The sequence below is a fragment of the Pseudomonas sp. SLFW genome, from assembly GCF_009905615.1.
In the GTDB taxonomy this organism is placed as follows: Bacteria; Pseudomonadota; Gammaproteobacteria; order Pseudomonadales; family Pseudomonadaceae; genus Aquipseudomonas; species Aquipseudomonas bambusae.
This window is the reverse complement of record NZ_JAAAKW010000001.1, coordinates 654225-666419: the sequence shown is the minus strand read 5'-3', so window position 1 is coordinate 666419 and position 12195 is coordinate 654225. Positions and strand designations below refer to the sequence as shown.

The following is a 12195-nucleotide window of genomic DNA, read 5'->3' as shown; positions in this document are numbered from 1 at the left end:
TAGCTCATTTCTTCGGCAGTGTGGTGACGTTATCCCACTCGGTGATCAGCGCTTTCTTGTTTTTACGGTCATACAGGCACAGCTCGGTGCCGGTCTTGTTTTTCATGAACGTTTGCTTGTACTGGCCTTTGATCAGCAGCGCGCTGTATCCCACGCTGTCGTCGAACATTGCAGAGGAGCCGGCGGGTTTGGCATTTTTCAGGGAACTGGCCGCGACGCAGCTGTCGACCAGCGTTTTGTCGAAAGCTTTCCAGGCGTCCGGGCTGGAGGCGCTGGCCTGGCCTGCGACGGCAGTGAGGGCGAGCAACACCAAGGTGGTCCTTTTCATGAGAGTCTCCATCGTTGTTCTATCAGCGGAATGACAGCGGCTTTGACTGACTCAGCGGGGTTCTGGTTCGCAGCGTTGCACGTAGTACATTTCAGCGCGCTCATACAGACGCCGGGCTGTCAGGTTGTTCTCCATGACTTTCAAATCGACATGCCCCTCACGCCGTGCCGCGAATGTCTCAAATACATGGTTTAGCAAGGCGAGTCCGACGCCCTGGCCTTGCAGGCGAGGATGAACCACAAGATTGCGGATGAACGCGCTGGTCCAGCATTGCGCGACGGCGATGACACCAGATGAGTCTTCCAGGACGAAACACAACGCGGGATCGAACTCGGGATCGTTCTCGAATCCGTCGAGCCATGTCTCGAAGTCCGGCACGCGACCTCCGCCCAGCTCGGTACCGAGCCTGAGCAGTCGATGCACTGCAGCAGCGTTTCCGCGGGAGAAATCCACCCGATGCAACGAGTCAGGCCAGCCCAACGGGCGATGAATCTGGCTCAGGTCGCGACGCATCAGCCAGTAGTGGTCTGGCGAGGCGTCGTGAACGCCGGGTTTCAGATCCCTTGGGCTTCGACCGTACGGGCGGCTTCGATCAAGCATCGCGTCAGCTCGGGTGAAGAAAACTTGGTCAGCACGGAGTTGGCGCCAGCCGCTTTGGCTTTCTCGGCGTTCATCGCGCTGTCCAGCGAAGTGTGTAACAGGACGTAAAGCTCCTGGAAGTCTGGCGTCTCGCGCAGGGTGCGGGTGAACGCGTATCCGTCCATTTCCGACATCTCGATATCGGAGACCACCACGTTGATCTGATGGGCCGTACCTTGCAGGTCCAGCAGTTGATCGATCGCCTCGCGGGCACTGCGCGCTGTGTGGCATTCGATGCCGAGGTTGCGCAGCGTGATCACGGACTGTTGCAACGCGACCTGGCTGTCGTCCACCACCAAAATACGCGCCTTACTCAATACCTTGACCTCTTCAGGGCTGAGTTCGGCTTCATGGGCGACGATTTGCACCGGCGAAATCCCGTGGATGACCTTTTCGATGTCCAGCACCTGAACCAGCGTGCCGTCCACTTGCGTGACGCCCGTGATGAACGACTTGTTGCCCGAGCCGAAAGGGGGCGGACGGATATCAGTGGTCAGGCAGTGGACGATTTTGCTCACCGCTTGCACATGAAGCCCCTGCTTGGAGCGGCTGACGTCGGTGACGATCAGGCAGCCGCCGTCCGGGTCGAGCAGCGGGCGCTCGCCGATGGCACGACTCAGGTCGATCACCGAGAGCGAATTGCCCCTCAATGTCGCAACCCCTTTAACGTGGGGGTGTGATTCTGGAAGGCGTGTGAGGGGAGGGCAGGGGATGATTTCACTGACTTTGAGCAGGTTGATCGCCATCAGCTTTCCGCTGCGTAACGTGAACAGCAGCAGCGAGAGGGAATCCGCACGGACGTTTTTGGACATGTGAACCTTCTGTCATGCAGTGTCTGAGTGCGCCTTAACGCGCAAACAGCTGTCGATGTCGATGTATCGACCCTGTGCAGGCAGGCTTTAACTTTTTGCCTCTTCCTGTGGGCCGGCTTACGTCTGTTCGTGTAGTCATAATGACTTTTTATGTGTCGTAATGACTTCTTTCACTTGCGTGTCAAAAAGACACGTTCCGTATAGCCCTTTGAATTTATTAATAAAATTAACTGGCACGGTTCCTGATATGACTAAAGCATCTTCTTTTCATTGAGCCTCAGGAGTTCGTCATGTTGAATGCTTCGGATCGTGCCATCGTCAAATCCACCGTCCCGCTGCTGGAGGGCGGCGGTGAAGCCCTGACGACTCATTTTTACAAAAAGTTGCTTAATAAGTACCCACAAGTCCGCCCGCTGTTCAATCAGGCGCACCAGGCGAGTGGCGATCAGCCCCGTGCGCTGGCCAACGGCGTGTTGATGTACGCCCGGCACATCGACCAACTCGATCAATTGGGTGGGTTGGTGGCCAAGATCATCAATAAGCACGTCGCGCTGCAAATTCTGCCGGAGCATTACCCGCTGGTCGGCGAGTGTCTGTTGGAAGCGATCCGTGAAGTGCTGGGTGCAGAAATTGCGACGGACGAGGTCATCGCTGCTTGGGGACGGGCCTACGGGCAGTTGGCTGACATTCTGATTGGCGCCGAAGAAAACATCTACGAGGAAAAAGCCTTGGCCGTTGGCGGCTGGCGCGGTGCCCGTGAGTTCAAAGTCGTCAACAAAGTCGCCGAAAGTGCCGAGATTACATCGTTCTACTTCGCGCCTGCGGATGGTCAGCCGATCCTCGACTTCACCCCCGGTCAGTACATCGGTATGCAGCTGTTCCTGAACGGCGAAGAGATCCGCCGTAACTACTCATTGTCTGCGCGGGCCGGCAACAATCAGTACCGCATCAGCGTGAAGCGCGAGCCTGGCGGTCGTGCCTCCAACTACTTGCATGACGAAGTGCAGGTGGGGAACAGCATCAGCCTCTTCCCGCCTTCGGGGGAGTTCACCCTGGCGCACAGCGACAAGCCTCTGGTGCTGATCAGTGGGGGCGTGGGCATCACACCGACCCTGGCCATGCTGCAGGCGGCGCTGGAAACGCAGCGCCCAATCCATTTCATCCACTGCGCGCGCAATGGCTCGGTTCACGCGTTCCGCGACTGGATCGAGGGGCTGGCAGGCAAGCATCCTCAATTGAAACGGTTCTACCTGTACAGCGAAGATGATGGTGTCAGCGCGGCCGCGCACGCGGTGGGTTTGCTGGATCAGGCGCAACTGGAGCAGTGGTTGCCTGAGGACCGCGATCTGGATGCGTACTTCCTGGGGCCGAAAGGTTTCATGGCGGCAGTGAAGCGCCAATTGAAAGCGGCAGGTGTTCCGGATGACCAGGCGCGTTACGAGTTCTTCGGTCCGGCGTCAGCACTCGAATGACCCTTGGCTGCTGCGACAAATAGACGCAGCCTTCTATATATAAGGAAGGGTGCGGCGATCTGCCCCTGCGGCAAAGCGTCGCACGCTTCTATATATAGAAGGATCTGGAGAAGGTGACTGTTCGCTGGCCCGTGCCAGGGTTAATGTTCGGCTAATGCAGATGTGTTCACCATCTGCACCGGCGTGCGGCTGCGACGATGGTAGAATTGCCGGCTTTCCGGGCACCCGGGGCACGCAACAAGGCAGATCTTCGATCTGGATGGACACCACATTCAAAGGGTATGTGAATGACTGACGAGATGTTTTACCTGCGGCGCGAAAAGCAGTTCCTGGTTTTACTGGGCATCATTTGCCTGGCGCTGATCGGCGGGGCCCTGTATATGCAGGTGGTGCTGGGCGAAGCGCCTTGTCCGCTGTGCATCTTGCAACGTTATGCGCTGCTGTTCATCGCGATTTTTGCCTTCATCGGCGCCGCCATGCGTGGACGCGTAGGTCTGAGCATTTGTGAAGTGTTGGTCACGCTCAGTGCGATCGGCGGTGTGGTCGCTGCGGGACGTCACGTCTGGATTCAGACCCATCCGACCGAGAGCTGCGGCATCGACATACTGCAACCGATCGTGGACGGTTTGCCCCTGGCCTCACTGTTTCCGCTGGGTTTCCAAGTGGCAGGCTTCTGTGAGACGCCATATCCGCCAGTCTTGGGACTCTCCCTCGCACAGTGGGCATTGATCGCTTTCGTTCTCACCGTAATTCTGGTACCGGTCGGCATCATTCGGAACCGTATGAAAGCGCGTTAATTACAAAGTGTTGCGGAAAAGAGTGCCTCAAATGCCTTAGGAAATTTGGGGCCTTTCCGGGTTCGAAGGGTGCGACATATGCGCGCATTCTTACAGATCCGGAAATTAACTGTTGCGCAGAAACTCATAGTCAATAAAACTTTACGTATCTACAATCGCCCCCACTTAACGCCCCCCATCACGTATGGACGGCGTAAATCGAGGTCGGGAAGGGGTTTTTCCCCTTTTGTAGACGCCGTTTGGATGGCCTCTTGAGTCAAATTCTGAATGTCTGCGCCAAGGGATTTGGACCGCGTCGGCGGTTGCCACCATTCGAATAAGAAACCACAGCTAAACCTGGATTTGTTACGAGGCCAAACGCTTCCTGACAGGCCCCTGTTCAATCCAAAGAATTTGCCAGCACCTGGCAGGGTGAAGTGTTGGCGGTCGAAACCCAACTGCGATGCGAAAGCTGCTTTTAGAGGTCGTGAGATGAGTAAAAAAAGGTACCCCAGGTTTTTTGGCTTCTTGGCCCTTTTCAGCATGCTCCTGCTCAGCGGGTGCGATTACACCCTGCTGGACCCCAAGGGCCATGTCGGCGTGCAAGAGCGTGATCTGATCATCACTGCAACCTTGCTCATGCTGCTGGTGGTGGTGCCGGTCATCTTCATGACCATCATCTTCGCCTGGAAGTATCGCGCGACGAACAAGAGCGCGACGTACACGCCTGACTGGGCGCATTCGACCAAGATCGAACTGGTTGTCTGGCTGGTTCCGCTGGCCATCATCATCGTGCTGGGCTATGTGACCTACAAGTCCACTCACGCGCTGGACCCATACCGTCCACTTGAGTCCGACGTGAAGCCCCTGACCATCGAAGTGGTCGCGCTTGACTGGAAATGGCTGTTCATCTACCCGGACCAGGGTATCGCCACCGTCAACAAGATCGTCTTCCCGGCCAATACTCCGCTCAATTTCCGCATCACCTCTGATTCGGTCATGAACTCGTTCTTCATCCCTGCACTGGGCGGCCAGATCTACGCGATGGCTGGCATGCAGACCAAGCTGCACTTGATCGCCAACGAGAAAGGCGATTTCGACGGCATCTCCGCGAACTACAGCGGCGCAGGTTTCACCGGCATGAAATTCACGGCAACCGCGACCGATCAGGCTGGTTTCGACGCCTGGGTAGCCGATGTCAAGAATTCACCTAAACAGCTGGCAACGGCTGAGTACACCGCTCTGGCCAAACCTAGCGAACGTAACCCCGTTGAACTCTACTCCACGGTCACTCCTAACCTGTTTCAGATCATCATCGACAAGTATGAAGGTATGAAGCCGGGCAAGATTGTCCACGAGAAGAAAGAAGTGGCCGGTATGGAAGGGATGGACATGGGTAAGCATTCAGCTGCTGAGGCAGAGGAGTAAACGATGTTTGGTAAATTAACTCTAGACGCGGTTCCGTTTCACGAACCGATAGTCATGATCACGCTCGCGATGATCGCTATCGGCGGTGCGGCGGTTGTCGGTCTGATCTCGTATTTCAAGAAGTGGACCTACCTGTACACCGAGTGGCTGACCTCCGTCGACCACAAGAAAATCGGTGTGATGTACATCGTCATCGCCATGGTCATGCTGCTGCGTGGTTTCGCCGACGCCATCATGATGCGTTCCCAGTTGGCCCTGGCCACTGAAGGTTCGCCTGGCTACCTGCCGCCTGAACACTATGACCAGATCTTCACCGCTCACGGTGTGATCATGATCATCTTCATGGCGATGCCATTCTTCACCGGTCTGATGAACATCGTTCTGCCTCTGCAGATTGGCGCTCGTGACGTTGCGTTCCCGTTCCTGAACTCGCTGTCCCTGTACCTGCTGATCTCCGGCGTGGTTCTGGTCAACGTGTCCCTGGGTGTCGGCGAATTCGCACGCACTGGCTGGGTTGCCTATCCACCGCTGTCCGAGCTGGGCTACAGCCCTGGCGTGGGCGTGGACTACTACATCTGGGCGCTACAGCTATCTGGCTTGGGTACGACACTGACGGGCGTTAACTTCCTGGTTACCGTTCTGAAAATGCGCACCCCAGGCATGAAGCTGATGGACATGCCGATTTTCACCTGGACCTGCACCTGGGCCAACGTCCTGATCGTGGCTTCGTTCCCGATCCTGACCGGCACCCTGGCATTCCTGACCCTCGACCGTTACCTCGACTTCCACATCTTCACGAACGAATTGGGTGGTAACCCGATGATGTACGTGAACCTGTTCTGGGCGTGGGGTCACCCTGAGGTGTACATCCTGATTCTGCCGGCGTTCGGTGTCTTCTCCGAAGTCATCTCGACGTTCACCGGCAAGCGCCTGTTCGGCCACCACTCGATGATCTACGCTTCCGGCGCGATCTCGGTGCTGGGCTTCATGGTATGGCTGCACCACTTCTTCACCATGGGTTCGGGTGCGAGCGTCAACGCCTTCTTCGGTCTGGCGACGATGCTGATTTCCATCCCGACGGGTGTGAAACTGTTCAACTGGCTGTTCACGATCTACCAGGGCCGTCTGCGCTTCGACGCGCCAGTGCTCTGGACCCTGGGCTTCATGATCACCTTCTCTATCGGTGGCATGACCGGCGTACTGCTGGCCATCCCGGGTGCTGACTTCGTTCTGCACAACAGCCTGTTCGTGATCGCGCACTTCCACAACGTGATCATCGGCGGTGCGGTGTTCGGATACATCGCCGGCTTCGCGTTCTGGTTCCCTAAAGCGTTCGGCTTCAAGCTGAATGAGAAGTGGGGCAAGGCAGCGTTCTGGTTCTGGATCTCGGGCTTCTACGTGGCATTCATGCCGCTGTACGCTCTGGGCTTCATGGGCATGACCCGTCGTCTGAACACCACTGATAACCCGGACTGGACACCTTACCTGCACGTTGCCTTCTGGGGCGCTGCGCTGATCGCAGTCGGTATCGCCTGCCAGCTGATCCAGATCTACGTCAGTATCCGTGATCGCGAGCAGAACCGTGACCTGACCGGTGACCCATGGAATGGCCACACCCTGGAATGGTCCACGTCTTCGCCGCCGCCGTTCTACAACTTCGCAGAGCTGCCAAAGGCTGACGAGATCGACGCGTTCTATGCTGCCAAGCGTGATGGCGAGGCGTACAAGGTTCCGGCCAAGTACAACGACATCCACATGCCGCACAACACCGCAACTGGCATGATCATGGGTGGTCTGCTGACCGTCTTTGGTTTCGCGATGATCTGGCACATCTGGTGGCTGGCAATCGCGAGCCTGGTAGGCACCGTCGTTTACCTCGTGATCCACACTGCACGTGATGATCAGGGCTACATGGTTCCTGCTTCGGAAGTGGCACGTGTCGAAGGCGAGCAACACAAGATCCTGGCCTCGGTGCGCGCTGCCCAGGCGAACTCTCCTGTCAACAAGCTGGAGCAGGCATAAACAATGTCGAACTTAGTATTTGAAGGGGCGAAAGGTCACGATCACGATCATGACCACGCCCATGATCATCACGATGCCGGCGAGATGAAGATCTACGGCTTCTGGATCTACCTGATGACCGACTGCATTCTGTTTGCGTCGATCTTCGCAATCTATGCAGTACTGGTGAACAACGTTGCCGGCGGTCCTTCGGGCCACGACATCTTCGAACTGCCTTACGTGCTCGGCGAAACCGCCTGCCTGTTGCTCAGCTCGATCACCTACGGCTTCGCCATGCTGGCGATGCACAAAGGTAACAAGGCTGGCGTGCTGGGTTGGTTGTTCATCACCTTCCTGTTCGGTCTGGGCTTCATCGGCATGGAAGTCAATGAATTCCACATGCTGATCGAAGAAGGCTATGGCCCTAACCGCAGCGGTTTCCTGTCGGCGTTCTTCACGCTGGTCGGTACCCACGGTCTGCACGTGACCAGCGGTCTGATCTGGATGGCGATCATGATGTATCACGTCAGCAAGCACGGCCTGACGTCGACCAACCAGACTCGCCTCAGCATGCTCAGCCTGTTCTGGCACTTCCTGGACGTGGTCTGGATCTGTGTGTTCACCGTTGTCTATCTGATGGGGACCATCTAAATGGCTAATTCACATCATTCTCACGACGATGCGAGCCATGGCAGCTTCAAGTCGTACATGATCGGTTTCGTACTGTCGATCATCCTGACCGCGATTCCTTTCGGTCTGGTGATGTTCCCGACCATTTCGAAAGTCGCCACCCTGTGGGTCGTACTGATTTTCGCTGTCGTGCAGGTTCTGGTTCACCTGGTGTACTTCCTGCACCTGGACCGCTCTGCGGCGCAGCGCAACAGTGTGATCGCGTTTGCCTTCGCAACGTTGGTTATCTTGCTGTTGGTCGGTTTGAGTGTCTGGATCATGTTCAGCATTCACACCTTCATGATGGCGAAGTGAGGAAACCCTGATGTCACTGAAGCACTTTATCCAAATCACCAAACCGGGGATCATTTTCGGTAACGTGCTTTCGGTGGCTGGTGGCTTTTTCCTCGCATCCAAGGGGCATGTCGATTTCGGCTTGTTCCTTGTTGCAATGATTGGTACGTCGCTGGTCGTCGCATCCGGTTGTGTTTTCAACAACTGCATCGACCGCGACATCGACCTGAAGATGGAGCGCACCCGTAATCGTGTGCTGGTGCAGGGGCTGGTTTCGCTGAAGCTCGCCCTGGCCTATGCGACGGTGCTGGGTGTGGTGGGCGTTGGTCTGCTGTACTTCAAGGCCAACGCACTGGCCGCTCTGTTCGCCGTGATCGGTTTCGTGATTTATGTCGGCTTCTACAGCCTGTACCTGAAACGCAAATCCGTTCACGGCACGCTGGTCGGCAGCCTCTCCGGGGCAATGCCACCGGTCATTGGCTACGTCGCCGTGAGCAACAGCTTCGACCTCGCTGCGCTGACTTTGCTGGTCATGTTCAGCCTGTGGCAGATGCCTCATTCGTATGCGATCGCGATCTTCCGCTTCAACGACTACCTGGCTGCCTCGATTCCGGTTCTGCCGGTCAAGCGCGGCATCCGGGTGGCCAAGCGGCATATTCTGATCTACATCCTGGCCTTCTTGTTGGCGACCTTGATGTTGACCTTCGGCGGTTACGCCGGGCTCAATTATCTGGCCGTCGCGGCTGCGATGGGCATGTACTGGTTGTACATGGCCTGGACAGGTTACAAGGCCAAGGATGACACCGTTTGGGCACGCAAGCTGTTCGTGTTCTCCATCTTCACGATCACTGCTCTGAGCGTGGCCATGTCGCTGGATTTTCAGGTAACTAAGGAATTGCTGATTACGTACGCAGCTCCTTAGCCGCCCGACCGCAGTTATGAAAGACCCCGTGCTTCGCGAGAACCACGGGGTTTTTTATTGGGCGATCAAAGGCAGCTGTCAGGGATTCATTACCGACTAAGGTAGGATCAATCCGATTTTTTGCGTAGGCAGAGGCTATTCAGCCATGACAAAAGCCTTCGCTTTGCCGCATCATGTGTCTGTTTTGTACAAGGATCGTAGCGAAATGCCTTCGATCCAGTCGTAGAGACACAACAAACAGACTTATGACTGACCAAATCACTCCAGAAATCCGGCCCAAGAATGACTCGATGCCCCTGGTATCGATCATTGCGCCCTGCTACAACGCAGAAAAGTATCTGGACGCCGCCATCGCCAGCATCTTCGCTCAGGATTATCAGAACTTCGAAGTCATCATCGTCGATGACGGTTCGAGCGATAACAGCGTTGCCATGTTGCAGGCGCTGCAAGCCCGATATGATTTCCAGCTTTACTCTCAGGCCAATCAGGGCGTCAGCGCTGCTTTGAATCACGGCCTCAGCCACGCCCGTGGCGAATACGTGTGCACGCCGGACCTCGATGACATCATGTTGCCGTCGTCTGTGCGGTTGCGCGCCGACTACTTGAATCAGCACCCGGAAGTCGGTTGTGTGGGCGCGCTGATCATCTACATGGATTCGGACGGCAACGACACCAAGACGCAAAAGCTGTCGGGCATCAAGAAACTCAGCTTCGATGAAATCCTTGGCGACGCGGTCGTGGTGGGCGCCCCCGTGTCGCTGTACCGCATGGACGCCCTCCAGGCCGTGGATTTCTATGACCCCGAGATTCGGGTCCAGGATTTCCAGATGACCCTCAGAATCGCCAGCAAGGGCTATGAAGTTCATGTGCTGCCGGTCAGTGTCACGCGCTATCGTCGTCACCCTAATAACCTGTCGCGCCGCTACAAGGTGCTGCTTGACGCCGACATGCGCACCATTGCTCCGTATCGCACTCACCCCGCTTACAACCGGGGCCTGACCGCGATCATCAACAAGGCGTTGAAATATGCAGTGGTCAGCGACAAGAAGTACGCGTGGACCCTGTTGCGCTCAATTCCCTTCCGGCAATTCAACAAGACCACTTTTCGCCGCTTCAAGCGCCTGTTGCTGCACCGCCAGAGCAGCTGATCCCTTTCCCGCGTGCCTGCTCTCGTTCACGGACCCCGCATGAAATTCCTCGAACTGCTCAAGACCCGTAAAACCAGGAAGCACCTGCGCAGCCTGGACAAACTCGAACGTGCCGCTGAAAAAATCCGACTGCATTACCCGAAGTACGTGGTGGGCACGGGAACGTACGGTATTCCGGAAGTGTTCGAGTTCGGTGACGACACGATCCTGCGCATTGGCTCGTACAGCTCGATTGCGGCGGGGGTGAAGATTCTCCTGGGCGGCGAGCATCGCACCGATTGGCTGACCACCTATCCATTCCCGGCCATGATGAGCGGTCTGGAAGACATCAAGGATTACGCGCCCAGCAAAGGCGACGTGGTCATCGGCAGTGACTGCTGGATCTGCGCGGGGGCGACCATTCTCTCGGGCGTCACCATTGGTCACGGCGCCATCGTCGCAGCTGGCGCGGTGGTTACGCGCGACGTGCCGCCCTTCGCGGTGGTCGGGGGCAACCCATGCAAGTTCATCCGTTGGCGTTTTGAAGAAGGCGTTCGTGACCAACTTTTGCAGGCCGCGTGGTGGGATTGGCCGATGGAGGAAGTGAAGTCCGTCGCCCGGATGCTGTCCGGTTCTGACCTGGATGCGTTCCTGAATTACATCAGCACCCGCGGCGCCGCCTGATCTGCGAGCGCCGACACGTCATGCCGGTGCGGGAGGCGTGCGCTCGTCGCCATTGGCCGCTTTCGCAGGACCCAACACGATCGCAAGGTGCCGCAAGTCGTCGATCTCCACGCTGACGCTTTTGCCAGAAGGGCTGGCAGCCAGCGTGCCCAACGCGAATACCGTGAAGAATCGCACCTCCTCAGCATGGCTCAGCAACTCGCTGATGTAACGGCTGGATCGATACGCCTGCATCTGCGCAGGCGACACGTATAGCGTGACGAGCTTGCCCTGTAGCCGGTCAAAGAATTTGAACTTGAACCCTGTCCCGTAGCGCTCAACCAGGCCGCCCCCATACAACACCCGTCGCTCGTCGCCCAGTTGTGCGAACTTGATGTGACGGAAATACGAGCGCAGCGATACCTCGCCCTGACCTGGGATACGCAGGGTCAGCAAAGCGAACTCTTCTTTAGTGAGCTGCGCCTGAGCCTGGCGGAAACTGTCCACCAGACGCTCCAGATTGTTGGTGCGGGTTTCGGTCGGCGGTTTGCTTTTCGGCGTGTCAGACACTGGGGTGAGATCAGCAGGCTTTTCTTCAATAACCTTGTCAGGCTTGGCAGACACGGCCTCAGACTTTGCCCGCTCCTTGAGTGCGGGATCGAACACATCGATGTAGTCGTCCAGCTTACGCTTGACCTTGCGCAGGGCCGTTTCCGACTCCGTTTCGGAGGCCTCGGGTTTATCGTCGCCGGTATCGGCCTCGTCCACCCATTCGCAATCGACGTGATGCTCGTAGTTGGGATTGGCCCTGAAATGCGCGGCGACGAACGTAGGATTTTCTTGGGGTTTCACGTCATACCGCACCCCGGTGATCTTCACGCCCTGTGCGCGGCAGGCTTCGGACGAGCACAGGAAATTGAAGCGCGCCCGCGGCGGTTCCTGAGAAAAATACTCGCGTCGCGCCGCCACGATGGACAGCTCCTGCTGCAACTCGACGCAAAACGCGCGGGTAATGCTCTTGCTGGGCTTCATGAATGCGGCTGGGTCCTTCGCCGAAATGGGTT

At 57.0% G+C, this 12195-nt stretch carries 13 protein-coding genes; 9 read left to right on the top strand and 4 right to left on the bottom strand.

Annotated elements, in window-relative coordinates; genetic code table 11:
- Positions 1-4 precede the first annotated feature (4 nt).
- The 3 genes from GVN17_RS02825 to GVN17_RS02815 are packed head-to-tail and all read right to left on the bottom strand — an operon-like array spanning position 5 to position 1779.
- Positions 5-328, bottom strand: coding sequence for a hypothetical protein (locus tag GVN17_RS02825; RefSeq protein WP_166593695.1), 324 nt, complete (start codon positions 326-328; stop codon positions 5-7).
- A gap of 51 nt (positions 329-379) precedes the next feature.
- Positions 380-841 (bottom strand): GNAT family N-acetyltransferase, encoded by a 462-nt coding sequence (locus GVN17_RS02820; protein ID WP_166593816.1) that lies wholly within the window; start codon positions 839-841, stop codon positions 380-382.
- Between the two features lie 41 nt (positions 842-882).
- The gene (locus tag GVN17_RS02815) at positions 883-1779 is read right to left on the bottom strand and encodes a chemotaxis protein CheV (protein ID WP_166593694.1); all 897 of its coding nucleotides are present in this window, start codon (positions 1777-1779) and stop codon (positions 883-885) included.
- Between the two features lie 290 nt (positions 1780-2069).
- Between GVN17_RS02815 and hmpA the strand changes: the two genes are divergently transcribed.
- The 9 genes from hmpA (at position 2070) to GVN17_RS02770 (ending at position 11152) form a co-directional block, all read left to right on the top strand.
- Positions 2070-3251, top strand: coding sequence for an NO-inducible flavohemoprotein (hmpA, locus tag GVN17_RS02810; protein WP_166593693.1), 1182 nt, complete (start codon positions 2070-2072; stop codon positions 3249-3251).
- Positions 3252-3538: 287 nt separating this feature from the next.
- Positions 3539-4048, top strand: a complete 510-nt coding sequence (locus tag GVN17_RS02805) for a disulfide bond formation protein B (RefSeq protein WP_166593692.1) — start codon at positions 3539-3541, stop codon at positions 4046-4048.
- Positions 4049-4519: 471 nt separating this feature from the next.
- Positions 4520-5455 carry a ubiquinol oxidase subunit II gene (gene cyoA / locus GVN17_RS02800; protein ID WP_166593691.1) on the top strand — a complete coding sequence of 312 codons (936 nt, stop codon included), beginning with the start codon at positions 4520-4522 and terminating at the stop codon, positions 5453-5455.
- A 3-nt stretch (positions 5456-5458) separates the two neighbouring features.
- The gene (gene cyoB, locus GVN17_RS02795; RefSeq protein WP_166593690.1) at positions 5459-7477 is read left to right on the top strand and encodes a cytochrome o ubiquinol oxidase subunit I; all 2019 of its coding nucleotides are present in this window, start codon (positions 5459-5461) and stop codon (positions 7475-7477) included.
- A gap of 3 nt (positions 7478-7480) precedes the next feature.
- A complete protein-coding gene (locus tag GVN17_RS02790) occupies positions 7481-8107 on the top strand; it encodes a cytochrome o ubiquinol oxidase subunit III (RefSeq protein WP_166593689.1) in 627 nt (208 codons plus the stop codon).
- Positions 8108-8440, top strand: a complete 333-nt coding sequence (gene cyoD, locus GVN17_RS02785) for a cytochrome o ubiquinol oxidase subunit IV (RefSeq protein ID WP_166593688.1) — start codon at positions 8108-8110, stop codon at positions 8438-8440.
- Positions 8441-8450: 10 nt separating this feature from the next.
- The gene (gene cyoE, locus GVN17_RS02780) at positions 8451-9341 is read left to right on the top strand and encodes a heme o synthase (RefSeq protein ID WP_166593687.1); all 891 of its coding nucleotides are present in this window, start codon (positions 8451-8453) and stop codon (positions 9339-9341) included.
- A gap of 290 nt (positions 9342-9631) precedes the next feature.
- A complete protein-coding gene (locus tag GVN17_RS02775; RefSeq protein WP_306167748.1) occupies positions 9632-10489 on the top strand; it encodes a glycosyltransferase family 2 protein in 858 nt (285 codons plus the stop codon).
- Positions 10490-10528: 39 nt separating this feature from the next.
- Positions 10529-11152 carry a CatB-related O-acetyltransferase gene (locus GVN17_RS02770; protein ID WP_166593685.1) on the top strand — a complete coding sequence of 208 codons (624 nt, stop codon included), beginning with the start codon at positions 10529-10531 and terminating at the stop codon, positions 11150-11152.
- 18 nt (positions 11153-11170) lie between these two features.
- Here the strand turns inward: GVN17_RS02770 and GVN17_RS02765 are convergent, their stop codons facing one another.
- Positions 11171-12163 (bottom strand): ATPase, encoded by a 993-nt coding sequence (locus tag GVN17_RS02765; protein WP_166593684.1) that lies wholly within the window; start codon positions 12161-12163, stop codon positions 11171-11173.
- Positions 12164-12195 lie beyond the last annotated feature (32 nt).

Bases quoted from the DNA above. Each gene is read 5' to 3' on its own strand.
- GVN17_RS02825 (WP_166593695.1), bottom strand. From the start codon at position 328: ATGAAAAGGACCACCTTGGTGTTGCTCGCCCTCACTGCCGTCGCAGGC.
- cyoB (WP_166593690.1), top strand. From the start codon at position 5,459: ATGTTTGGTAAATTAACTCTAGACGCGGTTCCGTTTCACGAACCGATA.
- GVN17_RS02770 (WP_166593685.1), top strand. From the start codon at position 10,529: ATGAAATTCCTCGAACTGCTCAAGACCCGTAAAACCAGGAAGCACCTG.
- cyoA (WP_166593691.1), top strand. From the start codon at position 4,520: ATGAGTAAAAAAAGGTACCCCAGGTTTTTTGGCTTCTTGGCCCTTTTC.
- cyoE (WP_166593687.1), top strand. From the start codon at position 8,451: ATGTCACTGAAGCACTTTATCCAAATCACCAAACCGGGGATCATTTTC.
- cyoD (WP_166593688.1), top strand. From the start codon at position 8,108: ATGGCTAATTCACATCATTCTCACGACGATGCGAGCCATGGCAGCTTC.
- GVN17_RS02775 (WP_306167748.1), top strand. From the start codon at position 9,632: ATGCCCCTGGTATCGATCATTGCGCCCTGCTACAACGCAGAAAAGTAT.
- GVN17_RS02820 (WP_166593816.1), bottom strand. From the start codon at position 841: ATGCGTCGCGACCTGAGCCAGATTCATCGCCCGTTGGGCTGGCCTGAC.
- hmpA (WP_166593693.1), top strand. From the start codon at position 2,070: ATGTTGAATGCTTCGGATCGTGCCATCGTCAAATCCACCGTCCCGCTG.
- GVN17_RS02805 (WP_166593692.1), top strand. From the start codon at position 3,539: ATGACTGACGAGATGTTTTACCTGCGGCGCGAAAAGCAGTTCCTGGTT.
- GVN17_RS02790 (WP_166593689.1), top strand. From the start codon at position 7,481: ATGTCGAACTTAGTATTTGAAGGGGCGAAAGGTCACGATCACGATCAT.
- GVN17_RS02765 (WP_166593684.1), bottom strand. From the start codon at position 12,163: ATGAAGCCCAGCAAGAGCATTACCCGCGCGTTTTGCGTCGAGTTGCAG.
- GVN17_RS02815 (WP_166593694.1), bottom strand. From the start codon at position 1,779: ATGTCCAAAAACGTCCGTGCGGATTCCCTCTCGCTGCTGCTGTTCACG.